At 71.4% G+C, this 16,646-nt stretch carries 14 protein-coding genes and 1 pseudogene; 9 read left to right on the top strand and 6 right to left on the bottom strand.

All coding sequences use genetic code 11. The annotated features are described in order from the left end of the window. Positions 1-189: 189 nt before the first annotated feature. Together EST92_RS25340 and EST92_RS25335 are read right to left on the bottom strand one after the other, a co-directional pair. Positions 190-1,686 (bottom strand): annotated as a pseudogene (locus EST92_RS25340) (MFS transporter); the annotation flags it as partial. After that, entirely contained in the window at positions 1,683-2,114 is a 432-nt protein-coding gene (locus EST92_RS25335) for a MarR family transcriptional regulator (protein ID WP_129283107.1), read from the bottom strand. The pseudogene EST92_RS25340 and the gene EST92_RS25335, both read right to left, overlap by 4 nt. A gap of 239 nt (positions 2,115-2,353) precedes the next feature. On the opposite strand from EST92_RS25335, the gene EST92_RS25330 reads away from it, so the two are divergent. Continuing rightward, on the top strand, positions 2,354-3,196 hold the full coding sequence (locus EST92_RS25330) for a nitrilase-related carbon-nitrogen hydrolase (protein ID WP_093486404.1): 843 nt from the start codon (positions 2,354-2,356) through the stop codon (positions 3,194-3,196). Next, the gene (locus tag EST92_RS25325; protein WP_129283106.1) at positions 3,193-4,515 is read left to right on the top strand and encodes an aspartate aminotransferase family protein; all 1,323 of its coding nucleotides are present in this window, start codon (positions 3,193-3,195) and stop codon (positions 4,513-4,515) included. Before EST92_RS25330 ends, EST92_RS25325 begins: the two co-directional genes overlap by 4 nt. 187 nt (positions 4,516-4,702) lie before the next feature. Here EST92_RS25325 and EST92_RS25320 read toward each other — a convergent pair whose 3' ends face one another. Beyond that, positions 4,703-5,587: an ABC transporter substrate-binding protein gene (locus tag EST92_RS25320; protein WP_129283105.1), complete on the bottom strand. Its 885-nt coding sequence runs from the start codon at positions 5,585-5,587 to the stop codon at positions 4,703-4,705. Between the two features lie 367 nt (positions 5,588-5,954). On the opposite strand from EST92_RS25320, the gene hydA reads away from it, so the two are divergent. The 3 genes from hydA to EST92_RS25305 all read left to right on the top strand — a co-directional run bounded on the left by hydA (position 5,955) and on the right by EST92_RS25305 (position 10,099). Further along, positions 5,955-7,364, top strand: coding sequence for a dihydropyrimidinase (gene hydA / locus EST92_RS25315; RefSeq protein ID WP_129283104.1), 1,410 nt, complete (start codon positions 5,955-5,957; stop codon positions 7,362-7,364). A 10-nt stretch (positions 7,365-7,374) separates the two neighbouring features. Further along, on the top strand, positions 7,375-8,373 hold the full coding sequence (locus EST92_RS25310; RefSeq protein ID WP_129283103.1) for a TIGR03842 family LLM class F420-dependent oxidoreductase: 999 nt from the start codon (positions 7,375-7,377) through the stop codon (positions 8,371-8,373). Between the two features lie 169 nt (positions 8,374-8,542). After that, entirely contained in the window at positions 8,543-10,099 is a 1,557-nt protein-coding gene (locus EST92_RS25305; RefSeq protein ID WP_129283102.1) for an NCS1 family nucleobase:cation symporter-1, read from the top strand. Between the two features lie 83 nt (positions 10,100-10,182). Here EST92_RS25305 and EST92_RS25300 read toward each other — a convergent pair whose 3' ends face one another. Together EST92_RS25300 and EST92_RS25295 are read right to left on the bottom strand one after the other, a co-directional pair. Next, complete coding sequence (locus EST92_RS25300; protein ID WP_129283101.1) at positions 10,183-10,599, bottom strand: hypothetical protein; 417 nt, start codon at positions 10,597-10,599, stop codon at positions 10,183-10,185. Positions 10,600-10,958: 359 nt separating this feature from the next. Further along, positions 10,959-12,194 (bottom strand): helix-turn-helix transcriptional regulator, encoded by a 1,236-nt coding sequence (locus tag EST92_RS25295; RefSeq protein WP_174244129.1) that lies wholly within the window; start codon positions 12,192-12,194, stop codon positions 10,959-10,961. A 64-nt stretch (positions 12,195-12,258) separates the two neighbouring features. On the opposite strand from EST92_RS25295, the gene EST92_RS31680 reads away from it, so the two are divergent. The 4 genes from EST92_RS31680 to EST92_RS25280 all read left to right on the top strand — a co-directional run bounded on the left by EST92_RS31680 (position 12,259) and on the right by EST92_RS25280 (position 15,732). Next, entirely contained in the window at positions 12,259-12,468 is a 210-nt protein-coding gene (locus EST92_RS31680) for a hypothetical protein (protein ID WP_174244128.1), read from the top strand. 388 nt (positions 12,469-12,856) lie between these two features. Next, on the top strand, positions 12,857-13,036 hold the full coding sequence (locus EST92_RS25290) for a hypothetical protein (protein ID WP_129283100.1): 180 nt from the start codon (positions 12,857-12,859) through the stop codon (positions 13,034-13,036). Between the two features lie 220 nt (positions 13,037-13,256). Then, positions 13,257-14,432, top strand: a complete 1,176-nt coding sequence (locus EST92_RS25285) for a protein-L-isoaspartate(D-aspartate) O-methyltransferase (protein WP_129283099.1) — start codon at positions 13,257-13,259, stop codon at positions 14,430-14,432. 244 nt (positions 14,433-14,676) lie between these two features. After that, entirely contained in the window at positions 14,677-15,732 is a 1,056-nt protein-coding gene (locus tag EST92_RS25280) for a biotin/lipoate A/B protein ligase family protein (protein WP_129283098.1), read from the top strand. 81 nt (positions 15,733-15,813) lie between these two features. On the opposite strand, the gene EST92_RS25275 is transcribed toward EST92_RS25280, so the two are convergent. Further along, positions 15,814-16,578: a Sir2 family NAD-dependent protein deacetylase gene (locus EST92_RS25275; protein ID WP_129283097.1), complete on the bottom strand. Its 765-nt coding sequence runs from the start codon at positions 16,576-16,578 to the stop codon at positions 15,814-15,816. Positions 16,579-16,646: the final 68 nt, after the last annotated feature.

Raw genomic sequence — 16,646 nt, 5'->3', positions numbered from 1 at the left:
CGCCGACGTACTGGGCGGTGCGCTGGAGCCCGGCGGCCGCGCCCACACCGTCGGCCGGGGCCGGGGCCGGGGCCGGCGGCTGAATCCAGCCATCGGCGCCTCGGCCACCACGGCCACCCCGGCCCCGGTCCCGTTTCCGGCCCCGGTCCCCGGCCCGGTCCCGGTGGTCCCGGTCCCCGTCGCGCCGGGCCGTAGGCTGCGGTCGGCGAGGGTCAGGGTGAGCAGCAGCACGCCGAGCACGACGCCGATCAGGGCGATCTCGTGCAGCCCGGCGTCGGAGGCGCGCTGCGCGTACAGCAGCCCGATGAGGCCGGCCGCGGTGATCGCGCCGACGTACTGGGCGGTGCGCTGGAGCCCGGCGGCCGCGCCCACACCGTCGGCCGGGGCCTGGGCGTAGACGGCGGCCTGGTTGCCGGTGGAGGCCAGGCCCTGCGGGATGCCGAAGAGCGCCCCGGCACACAGCAGCGCGACCAGCGGGCTGGCGCCCTGGAGCAGGAGGAAGACTCCGCTGCCCAGGGCGAGACAGGCCGCGGCGACGGTCAGCGGGGCGCGGATCCCCTTCGTCCGGGCGCCCATGAGCGAGCAGACGGCGGCCGCGAGGGACATCGGCAGCATGATCAGCCCGGCCTGGAAGGACGAGGCGCCGTGCACCTGCTCCAGCCACTGGCTGAAGCCGTACAGCACGCAGTAGATGACGAGGTAGGTCAGTCCGTGCCGGAGGTAGGTGCGCGCCAGTGCGCCGTTCCGGGCGAGCATCCGCAGGTCGATGAAGGGCGCCGGATGGCGCAGCTGCCACCACACCAGGGCGCCCGCGAGCGCTCCGGCCGGCGCCAGCAGCAGCCAATGCGGGTCCTCCAGGTGCAGCAGGAAGACCATGGCGCAGGTCAGCGCCGCGGCGAACAGGGCGATGCCCAGCGGGTCGAGGGAGGCGGAGGCGGTCCCGTCGTGCGCCGGCCGGGCGTCCTTCCGGTCGGCCGGGAGCCAGAGCAGCGCGCCGAGCAGGGCGAGCAGCGCGAGCGGGACGTTCACCGCGAACACCGCGCGCCAGCCCGCGGTCGCGGCGAGCAGCCCGCCGAGCGTGGGGCCGACGGCCGCGCTGCCCAGCGCGGCGAGCGAGAGCCGGCCGAGCACCCGGCGCGGGGTGGGGTAGCCGGTCCGCCGGGACTCGGCGCGCAGCACCGCCATCGCGGCGGGGTAGGCGGCCGCGGTGCCGATCCCGAGCACGACCCGGGAGACGATCAGCAGCGCGAAGGTGGGGGCCAGCGCCCCGAGGACGCCCGCCGCGCAGACGGTCAGCGCACCGGCGACGAACACCCGGCGGGGCCCGATGCGGTCGGCGAGCCGCCCCATCGACGGCTGGCCCACCGCACTGGCGAGGTACATCGCCGAGATCAGCCAGGCGGTGTCGGCGGCGCCGACGTGGAAGTCCTGGCCGATCGCCACCAGCGCGGTGGCGATCATCGTCGAGTTGATCGGGTTCAGCAGCGAGCCGAGCAGCAGGGGCGCCATCAGTCGGGCGCCGAAGGCAGGGCCGGAGCCGGTGGCTGTGCCGGGGGCGGTCCGTGTACCGGCCTCCTGCGCCGGGGCGCCGGCCGTCGGCGGTACGGCCGCCTCCGGTACGGCCGCCTCCGATACGGCGGCCTCCTTCGCGGTGCCGCCCCGTCCGGGCCTGGCGAAGTCGTTCATGGCGACATCAGCCGCCGCATCAGCTCGGTCGCCGTCTCCAGGGTCCGCTGCTCCTCCGGGGTCAGCCGGTCGGCGATGGCCATCGCCAGCCAGTTGTGCTTGGCCTGCCGTACGACGGCGAGCAACCGGCGGCCCTCCTCGGTGAGGGAGAAGACGACCTGGCGGCCGTCCGTCGGATGCGGGCGGCGGGCGAGGACGCCGCGCTCCTCCAGCCCCCCGACGGTCAGTCGCATCGACTGCGGGCGGACCCGCTCGGCGCGGGCCAGATCGGCGATGGTGGCCTCGCCGTCGGTGTCGATGCGGCCGATCACCGCGCGCTGGGTCGGGCTGAGCTGGCCATGGGGCGAGGCGGCGCGCATCTGCCGCATGAGCAGGGAGACGGCGGCGCCCAGCTCCGTCGCGAGGTGTTCGTGGTCCTTTTCCGTCATGCCTCCAGCGTAGGAGATTGACAGGCAAACTTGCAAGTCTGCCTGTCAATATTCCCGGGAAGCGCCCGGGCGCGCCACGGGGGAGATGGTCTTGCCACGGTGCGTGACGGGGCTTACGGTCACCTCCACACGCGTAGATCGCGCAGGGTTCGAGGCGCCGCCCCGGTCACCGGCGCGCCGTGCACCGGGTCGTGGATCCCGCGTGGCCGCAGGCTGACGCATCGACAAAGGAGCAGCTCATGGCCGATGTTGTGCGTGCCGCACTGGTCCAGGCGACCTGGACCGGCGACACCGAATCGATGATCGCGAAGCATGAGGAGTACGCCAGAGCGGCGGCCGCGCAGGGCGCGAAGGTGATCGGCTTCCAGGAGGTCTTCAACGCCCCGTACTTCTGCCAGGTCCAGGAGCCCGAGCACTACCGCTGGGCGGAGCCGGTGCCCGACGGCCCGACCGTCCGGCGGATGCAGGACCTCGCCCGCGAGACCGGCATGGTCATCGTCGTCCCCGTCTTCGAGGTCGAACAGTCCGGCTTCTACTACAACACCGCGGCCGTGATCGACGCCGACGGCACCGTCCTGGGCAGCTACCGCAAGCACCACATTCCGCAGGTCAAGGGCTTCTGGGAGAAGTACTACTTCAAGCCGGGCAACGCCGGCTGGCCGGTCTTCGACACCGCCGTCGGCAAGGTCGGCGTCTACATCTGCTACGACCGCCACTTCCCGGAAGGCTGGCGGCAGTTGGGCCTCAACGGTGCCCAGCTGGTCTACAACCCCTCCGCCACCTCCCGCGGCCTGTCCGGCTACCTGTGGCAGCTGGAGCAGCCCGCGGCCGCGGTCGCCAACGAGTACTTCATCGCGGCGATCAACCGGGTCGGCGTCGAGGAGTACGGCGACAACGACTTCTACGGCACCAGCTACTTCGTCGACCCCCGGGGCCAGTTCGTCGGCGCGCTCGCCAGTGACTCCAAGGAGGAACTGGTCGTCCGCGACCTCGACTTCTCCCTGATCGACGAGGTCCGCCAGCAATGGGCCTTCTACCGCGACCGCCGCCCCGACGCGTACGACGGGCTGGTGCAGCCATGACCCAGCACCCCCAGGACGCGGCGAGCCTGCACGCCCGCCACCAGGCCGTCCTGCCCTCCTGGCTGAGCCTCTACTACGAGCGGCCGCTGGAACTCACCCACGGCGAGGGCCGGCACGTCTGGGACGCCGAGGGCAACCGCTACCTCGACTTCTTCGGCGGCATCCTCACCACCATGACGGCCCACGCACTGCCCGAGGTGACCAAGGCCGTCAGCGAGCAGGCCGGCCGCATCATCCACACCTCGACGCTCTACCTCTCCCGCCCGATGGTCGACCTGGCCGAGCGGATCGTGGCGCTGTCCGGCATCCCCGACGCCCGCGTCTTCTTCACCACCTCCGGTACGGAGGCCAATGACGCGGCCCTGCTGCTGGCCACCACGCACCGCCGCTCCAACCAGGTCCTGGCGATGCGCAACAGCTACCACGGCCGGTCGTTCTCCACCGTCGGCATCACCGGCAACCAGAGCTGGTCACCGACCAGCCTCTCGCCGCTCCAGACGCTCTACGTGCACGGCGGGGTGCGCACCCGCGGCCCGTACGCGGAGCTCGGCGACCGTGATTACATCGCGGCCTGCGTCGCCGACCTGGAGGACATGCTCCAGCAGACCGCGGGCGGCATCGCCGCGCTGATCGCCGAACCGGTGCAGGGCGTCGGCGGGTTCACCATGCCGCCGGACGGCCTGTACGCCGCCTTCCGCGAGGTGCTCGCCCGGCACGGCATCCTCTGGATCAGCGACGAGGTACAGACCGGCTGGGGCCGTACCGGCGACCACTTCTGGGGCTGGCAGGCGCACGCCGACAACGGCCCGCCGGACCTGCTCACCTTCGCCAAGGGCATCGGCAACGGCATGGCCATCGGCGGCGTCGTGGGCCGTGCCGAGGTGATGAACTCGCTCACCGCGAACTCCATCTCCACCTTCGGCGGCAGCCCCGTCACCATGGCCGCGGGCCTCGCCAACCTCACCTACCTGCTCGAACACGATCTGCAGGGCAACGCCCGACGGGTCGGCGGACTGCTCATCGAACGGCTGCGGGCGGTGACCGCCGGCCTCGACGTCGTACGGGAAGTGCGCGGCCGCGGCCTGATGATCGGCGTCGAACTCGTCCGTCCCGGCACCGACGAGCGGGCGCCGGAGGCCGCGTCGCTGGTGGTGGAGGCCGCCCGCGAGCGCGGTCTGCTGGTCGGCAAGGGCGGCCAGGGCGGCGCGTCGCTGCGCATCGCGCCCCCGATGACGCTGACCGTCGCCGAGGCGGAAGAGGGCGCGGCGCTGCTCGCGGACGCACTCCAGGCGGTGCAGGGGATGCTGGCGCCTTCCTAGGCGCGCGCTCCGGAAGCGTGCGGCCGGGGCAGGGCCGGGCCGGGGCCGGGGTCCTCGCGCCGCCTCCGGCCGCCGTCCCGGCGGCGTGCCACCGGGCGGTTCGGGTGGTCCGGGCGGTTCGGGTGGTCCGGGCGGTCGGGGCGAGCCGGGCGGTCCGATCGGAACCGTGCGGACGCGCGGACGCGTCCTACGCCTGAGCCGCCGCCTCCCGGACCGTCTCGGCCACCAGGCGGAAGAAGCGGGTGTGCGCCCGCCGGCTGCACGGGGCCTCCGGGTTCCACGGCAACAGCCGGGCCCGGGCCTCGATCGCGCGCCAGTGCGCGTCGGTCCGGAGCTCCTCGGGCCGGGCGGCGTTGATCCGTACGTCCGTCAGCACGATGTCCGGGGCCATCGCGGCGGCCTCCGCCCAGCCGACCGTGGACCAGTTCAGACCGGCACCGGCCGGCGGTTCCAGCAGGCCGACGCCGTGTTCGGTCAGCGCCCGCAGCTCCGGCCAGGAACCGGGCCGGGCCAGGTGCACCCGTGCGGGGCCCGCGGGCGACAGCGCCAGCACCCGCGGCCGTACCGCGCCGCCGGCCGCCTGCCGCAGGGCGTCCTCCGCGGCGTCCAACTCGCGTGCCGCGCCCAGGGGTTCGCCCCGGCCGAGCGAGCCGGCCAGCGCCGCGAACCGCTCGCGCACCTCGGCCAGGCTGCGGCCGGGCCCCACCGCGACCGTGGCGAGCGGGACATGGGTCTCCAGCTCCTCCGCCGTCTGCTGCGTCAGCCCGTAGACCTGCTCGCCGTCATAGGTCACCGCCACCACCAGGTCCGGCTCCGCCGCCAGCAGGGCGTCCGGACGCAGGGCGTGGCCCGCACCGAGGTAGCCGATCTCCGCGAGCGGCAGCTCCCCGCCCTTGGCGGGGTCGGGGGCGGCGCCGTCGTGCGGGGACCCGAACAGCCCGACGGGCCGTATGCCGTGGTCCCACAGCGTCGCCCCCGCCTGTATGTACGCCACGATCCGGTACGGCCGCTGCCCGGCCACCGCGAGGCGCCCCCGGTCGTCGGAGAACTCCCACGGTGTGCTCTGCTCCATGACCTGCCGCCTTCCGCGTCGTCCGTCCGGGTGCCGTACCGCTCGCTGGGGTCCCCGCCCGCGTCGGCGGATATCTGCCCATCGCGCCACCCCCGCACCCCTCCGGCCCCGGCCGCCGCCCCGGCGTCCGGGCCCGCGTTCAACCGGCCGGCTGATCGTGGCCGCAACACGAAAGTCTCCACTGATCAACGGTCACGGTATTGCCACCGTGGGTGACATGCTTCTACGGTCTCCCTCTCAGCCGGAATCTACGGGTGTAGACCGGTTGTGACGTGGCGTCAGCGGAGCAGGGCTGCCCAGGGGACGGTGCGCGTCGGGCTCCGCCTTCCGGTGCCACACGAGGTCGTTGATGCGGAAGGGAGCAGGGATGGTGGGACGTACGCTCGTCCGGGGCGGCCTGGTGATCACCGCCGCCGATGAAATCCACGCCGATGTCCTGGTGGAGGACGGCAGGATCGCCGCCCTCGCCGCGCACGGCAGCCCCGGCGCCGACAGCTGGGCGAAGTCGGCGGACCGCATCCTCGACGCCACCGGCAAATACGTCATCCCGGGCGGCGTCGACGCGCACACCCACCTGGACTTCCCCTTCGGCGGGACCTTCTCCTCCGACAACTTCGAGACCGGGACCCGCGCCGCTGCCTGGGGCGGCACCACCACCCTCATCGACTTCGCGGTGCAGTCCCGCGGCAAGTCGCTCCGCGACGGCCTGGACACCTGGCACGCCAAGTCCGACGCCCGCTGCGCCATCGACTACGCGTTCCACATGATCCTCTCCGACGTCAACGAGCACACCCTCAAGGAGCTGGACCTCCTGGTGGCGGAGGGCGTCACCTCCTTCAAGCTGTTCACCGCCTACCCCGGGGTCTTCTACAGCGACGACGGACAGATCCTGCGGGCCATGCAGCGCTCGGCCGGCAACGGCGGGCTGGTGATGATGCACGCCGAGAACGGCATCGCCATCGACGTGCTGGTCGAACAGGCGCTGGCCGAGGGGAAGACCGACCCGCGCTACCACGGCGAGGTCCGCCGGGTCCTCCTCGAAGCCGAGGCCACCCACCGCACCATCCAGCTGGCCCGGGTCGCCGGCGCACCGCTCTACGTCGTCCACGTCTCCGCCGAGGAGGCCCTCGCCGAGATCGCCCAGGCCCGCGACAAGGGGCTGAACGTCTTCGGCGAGACCTGCCCGCAGTATCTGTTCCTGTCCACCGACAACCTCGCCGAGCCCGACTTCGAGGGCGCCAAGTACGTCTGCTCCACACCGCTGCGGCCCCGTGAGCACCAGGAGGCTCTGTGGCGCGGGCTGCGCACCAACGACCTCCAGGTGGTCTCCACCGACCACTGCCCCTTCTGCTTCCAGGGGCAGAAGGAGCTCGGCCGCGGTGACTTCTCCAAGATCCCCAACGGGATGCCCGGGGTGGAGAACCGGATGGACCTCCTCCACCAGGGGGTGGTGGAGGGCAGGATCAGCCGCCGGCGCTGGATCGAGATCGCCTGCGCCACCCCGGCCCGGATGTTCGGCCTCTACCCGAAGAAGGGCACCATCGCCCCCGGTGCCGACGCCGACCTCGTCCTCTACGACCCCACCGCCGAGCAGACCCTCTCCGCCGAGACCCACCACATGAACGTCGACTACTCGCCGTACGAGGGCAAGCGGGTCACCGGCCGGGTCGAGACGGTCCTCTCCCGGGGCGAACTCGTCATCGACCGGCGGGAGTTCACCGGGCACGCGGGACACGGCCAGTACATCCCGCGCGGCACCTGCCAGTACCTCATCTAAGGAGCCCGCCGTGGACTTCGGACTCGTTCTCCAGGCCGACCCGCCCGCTTCCGCCGTCGTGTCCCTGATGCGCCGCGCCGAGCGCAACGGCTTCCGTTACGGCTGGACCTTCGACTCGGCCGTTCTGTGGCAGGAGCCGTTCGTCATCTACAGCCGCATCCTGGACCACACGGAACGGCTGATCGTCGGCCCGATGGTCACCAACCCCTCCACCCGCACCCCCGAGGTCACCGCCTCCACCTTCGCCACCCTCAACGAGATGTACGGCAACCGCACCGTCTGCGGCATCGGGCGGGGCGACTCCGCGATGCGCGTGGCCGGGCGGCCGCCCAACACCCTGGCCCGGCTGGGCGAGGCGATCGGCGTCATCCGCGACCTCGCCGAGGGGCGGGAGGCGGAGGTCGGCGGCCACCGGATCAAGATCCCCTGGATCCGCAACGGCAAGCTGCCGGTCTGGATGGGTGCCTACGGCCCCAAGGCCCTCGCCATGGCGGGCGAGCTGGCCGACGGCTTCATCCTCCAGCTCGCCGACCCCTTCCTCACCGAATGGATGGTCAAGGCCGTACGACAGGCCGCGGCGGACGCCGGACGCGACCCGGCCGAGGTCACCATCTGCGTCGCCGCCCCCGCCTATGTGGGCGACGACCTCGACCACGCCCGCGCGCAGTGCCGCTGGTTCGGCGGCATGGTCGGCAACCACGTCGCCGACCTCGTCGAACGCTACGGCGAGCGCTCCGATGTGGTGCCCGAGGAGCTGACCGAGTACATCAAGGCCCGTGAGGGGTACGACTACGCCCAGCACGGCCGGGCCGGCAGCCCGCACGCCGACTTCGTCCCGGACGCCGTCGTCGACCGCTTCTGTCTGCTGGGCCCCCTCGCCGCCCACCGCGAGCGGCTGGAGCAGCTCCGGGCGCTGGGCGTGGACCAGTTCGCGGTCTATGCCATGCACGACGCCAAGGAATCCACCATCGACGCCTACGGAGCAGAGCTCATCCCCGCGTTCTCCTGAACGGGCGCCGGGACACGGCGCCGTGCGGCCGTGTGGCAGTGGTGTCCGGCCGCCGGTCCGGCCGCCGGTCCGGTCGCCGGTCCGGGCACCGTGAGGGCGAAAGACACGCCCTGGCCGCCGCCCCGCCGCCCGGCAACCGGCGGCCCGTACCCGGACGAAAGGTCCCCGTATGTCCGCGCCCTCCGCACCCGTGCCTCCGGACCTGCCCATAGCGCCCTCCGGGCAACTCACCGCCCCGGACGGCCGCGTCGAACCCGCGCCGGGCGCCATCGCCCCGCACGGCCGCTACGTCAATGACGACCTGCGGCCCGTACCCCTGGCCGAACGCCGCTGGACCACCTACAACTTCACCGCCCTCTGGGTCGGCATGGCGCACAACATCCCCTCCTGGACGCTCGCCTCCGGCCTGGTCGCGCTCGGCATGGACTGGCTGCAGGCGGTGCTGACCATCGCGCTGGCGAACCTCGTCGTCCTCGTCCCGATGCTGCTCACCGGGCACGCCGGCCCGAAGTACGGCATCCCCTTCCCCGTCCTGGCCCGGGCCTCGTTCGGGCTGCGTGGCGCCAATCTGCCCGCGCTGGTGCGGGCCGCCGTGGCCTGCTGCTGGTTCGGCATCCAGACCTGGATCGGCGGCCAGGGCATCTACATCCTGCTGGGCAAGATCTTCGGCGGAGGCTGGGCGAAGGCGGCGTCCATCGGCGGCTACCCCTGGACCCTCTGGCTGTGCTTCCTGGTCTTCTGGGTCGTCGAACTCGCCATCATCCACCGGGGCATGGAGACCCTGCGCCGCTTCGAGAACTGGGCCGCGCCCTTCGTCCTCGTCGGCGCGCTGGTGCTGTTGGGCTGGATGGCGGCCAAGGCCGGCGGGTTCGGCCCGCTCCTGGACCAGCCGAGCGCACTGGGCTGGGGCCACGACTTCTGGAAGGTCTTCTTCCCGTCCCTCATGGGGATGATCGGCTTCTGGGCGACCCTGTCGTTGAACATCCCCGACTTCACCCGCTTCGGCGCCGGCCAACGGGCCCAGGTCTGGGGCCAGTCCCTCGGCCTGCCGACCACCATGACGGCCTTCGCGCTGCTCTCCGTACTGGTCACCTCCGGCTCACAGGCGGTGTACGGGGCGCCGATCTGGGATCCGGTCGCCCTGGCCGGCAAGTCCGACAGCGTCTTCGGCCTGCTCTTCGCCCTGGTCACCGTCCTGATCGCGACGATCTCGGTCAATATCGCCGCCAACGTCGTCTCGCCCGCCTACGACCTGGCCCATCTGGCGCCGAAGCTCATCACCTTCCGCAGGGGCGCGCTGATCACCGGCGTGGTCGGCGTGATCATCCTGCCGTGGAAACTCATCGCCACCCCCGAGCTGTACATCTTCACCTGGCTCGGGGTGGTCGGCGGCCTGCTCGGCACGGTCGCCGGCATCCTCATCGCCGACTACTGGATCATCCGCCGCACCGTCCTCGACCTCGCCGCCCTCTACCACCCCGGCGGCCGCTACTGGTACGCGGCCGGCTGGAACTGGCGGGCCGTCCTCGCCTTCGCGGTCGGCGGCCTGCTCGCAGTCGGCGGCTCGTACTCCCACCCCGGCAAGGGCCCCTTCCCCGCCGACGGCCTGATCCCGTTCCTCCAACCACTGGCCGACTACGGCTGGGCAGTCGGCCTGGGCACCGCCCTGATCCTCTACACCGTGCTCATGACCACGGCGTCCGGGCGCGGAGGCCGGGCGGCCTGACCCGGCCTCACCGGGGGCTCCGGCCCCGCCCCGCATGGGGAAGTCTCCTGGAGGCAACGCTGGCAGGCGTGGGCGGCCGGCTGTCAGCAGCTCGGCAGGTGGGGCACCTTGGGCGCCGCCCCGCGCACGTAGTGGTTGCTCACCCAGGCCGGGTCGCTACCGGTCAGCAGGGTGACCTTCGTCCACCATGCGTTTCCCGAGACCTTGGAGGTGTGCCGGTTGGTCTGGCAAAACGCCCGGAGGGTCGTGTTGGACACCCTTTTGGCGACACCGCAACTCGTACGCGGGCACTCCCGCAGGGCCACCTGCGTGCCCTTGATGTGGACCTTCTTGATGCTGACCGCTGAGGTGTCGGACGCCGGCATCAGCGCCGCAGTCCCGGCGGCCGTCTGCTGCCCGCCACGCGAATCGGCGTGCGCGGGGCCGGCCACGGCAAGGCCGCTGGCCAGGGCAAGGGCCGTCGAGGCGAGCGCGAAACGCTTACGCACCGTAGAGGACATTCCTGTGCTCCTTCACTGTCGCCGCACTGCAATGGCGCACTCGGGTTGTTCACCGCAGCCGACCGACCTCATGTGGACGCCCCATTCCTCGCGCCGCCCGGCCTCCGACAAACACCTTGTGGGGCGGGCGAGAACGAGTCCAGACATGCCGGGCGAGTTGGGATAAACCTTCGACCAAATTGAGACAGCATGACAACTGACGGCGTCGGCGGACAGGCAAGAGCGGGCGCCTTCGATGGGCCGGATAGCCAAGGAACTGCCTTGATTGCGACGGGTGTTGCCGACGAGGTGGCACGGAACCGCCACATCACCCTGGGACGTGCTCCGGGAGCGAACCGCCCATGACAGAGGCCCGGATCTCAGGCGGCCGGGTACTCCCCGAGGAGCGCAGCTACCTCCGGCACCTTTCGGAAGGGCTTCAAGCTCTCAAGAACCACCCGCGCCCGGTCGGCCGTTCGCTCAGAGGCCCCGCCGGTGGAAAGAGCCAGCATGCGTTCAGCGGTGGCTGCCGCTTCCTCCGCCTCGTTGGCGTCCGCGTAAGCCACCGCCAACCATGAGAGGTAGAGCGCCAACTCCCGTGTGTGCGTTGTGTCGTAGCGGTCCAAGACCTGGGTCAGGAGCGGAACGGCACGAAGCGGTCTATGCAGCTCCGTGTAGACCCTGGAGTCCATGACCTCCAGCTCCTCCACGGACACCCAGTAGGTCCAGTCTGGTTCATCCGCCCCGTGCTCATCCGTGAGCGCTTCGTGGGCCTTGCCCAGTGCCTGGATCGCCTCTTGAGGGCGGTCGGCCCTGGTGTGTGCCCATGCCGCGCGGTCCAGGAACAGCGCGCGTGCGCGGGGTGGAGCGTCCGGCCCGGCGGCGTCAACGGCGGCCACCGCCATATCCACGGCCTCACGGCAATCACCCTGATTGGCTACCTGGTAAGCGAGCGTGCCCAGAAGCTGACCCGCCAGGGTGCCATCTCCGGCTGTCTGTGCGGCAGAGAGCCCCAGGCGGTAGACCTTCTCCGCCTCCGCGTACTCCCCGGCGTCACTCGCCACCCAACCCACAATCTGGGCCAGCTCCGCAATCGCCCGGAGTAGATCCCGCCCAACGGCTTCTGCGTGCGTGGTCATTCGGTAGAGGTCCACCGCGGATCTCAGGTCACGGCGTGCGCGCCCGATCAGGTCACGTCCATACACGACGTCGTCCGCCAGTCGAAGGCCGTGGACCCGGTTGGCCAGGTCCACCACCGTGGATTGCCCGATCCGCCGCCCAAGGCCGTCGACCAGCGGGGCGAACGGATCACCGGGTGGGAGGAAGTCGTCCACCGTGCGCGGTTCGGGTGGGGCGGTCGCTTCCTCTACAGTCGTGGCTGCCTCTAGTTCCCCCCTGGACACGCCTAAGACGGTAGCCAGGACCGGCAGCCATTCGCGCGGTTTCCGCTTTCCTGCCTCCCACCGGTACACGTCCTGCCGACCCAGGGAGGCATTCAGCCCCAGCGTGGGGAGATCACGGGCAACTTCATTCAGCTTCTCCGCCATGCGGTCCTGTGACCAGCCGCGCCCTTTGCGGAGGCGTCTGATCATTGCCCGGATGGTCTCCCCAGTCATGACCCTAGTCTGGCCTACACGGAGGCATACAGGCAGGCCGCTCCGTAGGCACGAGGGTGCCGGAATGCTGGCCGTCATGACAGGTGAACCGGTCAGGGACGCGGAAGCACCGGAAGACGGCGCCTTGACGCCGTTGGACACCACAATCCTCCGGTGGGAGAGAAGGCGATGGCACCTGGACGCGCCGCCGTATAACCCGTACGTGAAGCCGAGTCGTGCCTTCATGGAGCGCACCCTGGCCGGGTTGTGGAGCGTGCTTGATGGCTGCGGCTGAACACGCCCCGGTCGTCGTGATGTCTGCCGGCCCGGAGCTGGAGCCCGTCCCCGTCCCGGAGTGCGACGTGTGCGAACTCTGCGGCCGGGAGCGGGAGGCGGCCCGCCGGGCGGGCCGTTCGCTGGAGGTCCGGAGCCTTAACGGGGTGATCGCGGGTCACCCGCACGGAAGGGAAACGAGGGCGTGAGCTGTACGAAGTGCGTCGACCTGGAACGGGAGTTGGAGGCAGCCGAAAGGGCTCGCGACCAGACCCGGGCCGTGGACTGTCGGGTCCTCCTCCTACGCCACCCGCAACACGACGAAGTGCCCGTGGAGGCCGGTACGCGCCCCGGAAGGGCGGTGGCGCGAAATGAGTAGGCCGCTTAGCGCCCGCAAGCCGCGGGGCGACATGAAGCAGACCAGCGCCGTGGCCAAGGATGACCGTAACGAGGGCAGGCAACGCGTAGAAAAGGCTGACCTGTTGGACCGGATGCGGGAGCGCATCCACGGCAAGCCGAATGCCGGCTGGCTCCCAGACTCCGCCCGCTTGTCGGATGCCCATTCCGGCATCCCCCGCGTTGCTGAGTGATCCCGACAGGGGGGCGGGCAAGGCCCGGCGACTGTCCCACGGACAGCGACGGTCGGACGGGTGAACAATCACCGAGAGAGCACCTGGAGGAAAGTGATCATGATCGTTGCGAACGACGGCGGCGACAAGCTCCCCGGGGAGCCGTACCCCGGCCCGCATCAGCCCCCGTCCCCTGACGGTGGCCCGGGTCAGCCGAACCCGCCCAAGGTTGCCTGACCCAGTGACCACCGACGCGCCAAAGGAGCGCCCCAGCATTGACGGGCTGGGGCGTGCCCTCATGTCTTCAGGGGCTCTTTCCTCCGACTGGGCACCCTCGTACGCGGCCGTTCCCCGCTCCACCGTGTTGCCGGACCTCATGTGGCCGTTCGACATGGCGGCCGGTCGGAGCATGGCAGTTTCCAAAACGGACGACCCGGCCAAGTGGCAGGAGTTCGCGGACTCCGACGTACCGATCGTCACCCAGTGGGACGACGGGAGGCACACCGGCACCGAACCGGGCCACGTCCCGACCAGCTCCGCGTCCATGCCGAGCGTGGTCTTCCGCATGCTCCAGGACCTGGACCTCCATCCCAGTCACAAGGTCCTGGAAATCGGCACCGCCACGGCCTGGAATGCGTTGCTCATGGTCCACCGTGCGGGGCCGGGGTGCGTGACCACGGTGGAGGTGGACCGGGCGGTGGCCACGGCAGCCATGGCGACGGTGGAGAGGCTGGGAATACCCCTTCGCGTCGTCCACGGCGACGGGTTCCAGGGCTGTCGAGAAGGGGCGCCGTATGACCGGGTCATCGCTACGTGCGGGCTCCGTTCCCTCCCGTTCGCCTGGGTGGAGCAGTGCCGGCCGGGGGGTGTCATCGTCGCCCCCTGGGGGACGAACTACACCCACGTCGACGCGGTGGCCCGCCTGGTCGTCGCACCGGACGGAGAGAGCGCGTCCGGGAAGTTCACCGGTCCCGTGGAGTTCATGAAGCTCCGGTCCCAGCGGTTTGCCCTCCGGGCGCACTCGGAGTACGTCACGGGGAGCGTGGCGGACGGCGAGGAGTCCGCCACGACGATCACCGAAGCGGAGTTCGTCGGGGAGCAATTCGGCCCGGAGCGGTTCGCGATGGGCCTCCGCGTCCCCCGGTGTTCGTACGTCGTAGCGGGGAAGAGCGATGGCGCGCGGCCGGTCTGGTTCTACAGTTTGAGTGACAACTCATGGGCGTGTGCGATGTTCCGCGACGGGAAGACGGCCCGTGTCTGGCAACAAGGTCCCCGCCGTCTCTGGGATCAGGTGGAGAGCGCCTTCCGCTGGTGGGTCGACAGCGGACGCCCGGACCACACCCGGTTCGGTCTGACCGTGACCGCCGAGGGCGAAAGGGTGTGGCTGGACGACCCGGCCAACTCCTGGACCCTCTGAGACCGGCCCCGTCCGTGCTTGCCCCCGTGGCGCACGGGCGGGGCCTTCGCCATGTCCGCTCGACCCCGCCCCCGGCTCCTGCCCCCCATCCGGGAGCAAGGGAATACCCCTCATCACAGAGCAGTTGTCGGCAACAGGGGGACCCGGACCGCCGGCCACTACACCTGGCCCATACACCCGGCCTCCACACGCGGCCACCCCACCCAGCCACCCCACCCGGACACCCCCACAGGGAGGCAGCACCGTGCACGGTGAATACAAGGTGCCGGGCGGCAAGCTCGTGGTGGTCGACCTCGATGTCGTGGACGGCGCGCTGCGCCACGTCCGCGTCTCGGGGGACTTCTTCCTGGAGCCCGCCGAGGCGTGGCCCGCCGTCAACCGTTCCTTGGAGGGCGCCGCCGCCGACACCGGCGCACGTGTACTGGCGGCCCGGATCGACGCGGCCCTCCCGGCCGGTGCCGTGCTGTTCGGCTTCAGCACCGAGGCCGTGGGGATCGCCGTGCGCCGCGCGGTCGCGGGCGCCACGGACTGGACCGACCACGAGTGGCAGATCCTTCATGTCGGCCCCCAACACCCCGCCCTCCACATGGCGTTGGACGAGGTTCTGACGGCCGAGGTCGCGGCGGGCCGCCGCCCGCCGACCCTGCGGGTGTGGGAGTGGGACCGCCCCGCCGTGATCATCGGCAGCTTCCAGTCGCTGCGCAACGAGGTCGACCCCCGGGGAGCCGAGAAACACGGCGTGACGGTCGTGCGGCGGATCTCCGGGGGCGGCGCCATGTTCGTCGAGCCGGACAGCACCATCACGTACTCGCTGAGCGTGCCGGAGACCCTGGTCCACGGGCTGTCGTTCGCCGAGAGCTACGCCTATCTGGACGACTGGGTGCTGGGCGCGCTCGGTGACATGGGCATCACGGCCTGGTACAAGCCGCTCAACGACATCGCGACCGACGCCGGGAAGATCGCGGGGGCGGCGCAGAAGCGGGTGGTGGCGGGCGCCGGGGCGGTGCTGCATCACGTGACGATGTCGTACGACATCGATGCGGAGAAGATGGCCGAGGTGCTGCGGATCGGCCGGGAGAAGCTGTCGGACAAGGGCATCGCCAGCGCCGGCAAGCGGGTGGACCCGCTGCGGCGCCAGACCGGACTGCCCCGCGCCGAGGTCATCGATCGGATGATCGCGTCGTTCCGGGCACGCTACGGCGGGTCGGACGGCGCGGTCTCGGACGCGGAGCTGGGACGCGCCCAGGAGCTGGCGGAGCACAAGTTCGGCTCCCGGGAGTGGACGGCCCGCGTGCCTTGAGGGGGTGCGCGGCGGACGAGCCGGGGCCCCGGCGGCGGGCGCTGCGCACTCGTCGCCGGCCACCTGTTCGCCGGCCCTGCCTCAGACGCCTGCCGCCAGTCCCTCCAGGAGCCTCGGCAGGGCCGTGCCGATCGGCTCGCGGATCACCTCGTCGGCGAGTGCGTCGTACGGGGTCGGCTCGGCATTGACGATGATCAGCCGGGCGCCGTGTTCGGCCGCCACCCCGGCGAGCGAGGCGGCCGGCTGTACTTGCAGCGTGCTGCCGACGGCAAGGAAGACCTCCGCCGCCTTCGCCACGCCCAGGGCCGTCCCGAGCACCTCCGGATCCAGCCGCTCGCCGAACATCACCGTCGCCGACTTCAGGATCCCGCCGCAGACCAGACACGCCGGATCGGGCTCGCCCGCGGTCACCCGAGCCAGCGCCTCCTTCATGTCCGACCGGGCATGACAGCCGGTGCAGACGACCGCCCGTACGGTGCCGTGCAGTTCGAGCACCTTGCGTGCGGGCACCCCGGCGAGCTGATGCAGACCGTCCACGTTCTGCGTGATCACCCGCACCGGCGTCCCGGACCGCTCCAGCCGGGCCACCGCCTCGTGCCCGGCATTCGGCCGCGCCCGGAACGCCGGGCTCTCCTGTCGCATCCGCCATGAGCGCCGCCGGATCTCCGGATCGCTCATGTACGCGTCGTAGGTGACGAGCTTCTCCGCCTCCGGGTCCCGCCGCCACAACCCGTTCGGCCCGCGGTAGTCCGGGATCCCGGAATCGGTGGAAATCCCCGCCCCGGTGAGGATCGCGACGAGGGGACGCCGGGGCGGCTGGTCGGGGGACACATCGGTGCCGGTCATGGGGCCGAGGGTACGCAGAGGGGCCGGTGCGGGCGAGGGGATTTGGGTGGTGGGGCGGTGGCGTACGG

The sequence above is a fragment of the Streptomyces sp. TM32 genome, assembly GCF_004122755.1.
Classification (GTDB): Bacteria; Actinomycetota; Actinomycetes; order Streptomycetales; family Streptomycetaceae; genus Streptomyces; species Streptomyces sioyaensis.
The sequence above is the reverse complement of the archived record's forward strand: the minus strand, read 5'-3'. Positions and strand labels throughout refer to the sequence as shown.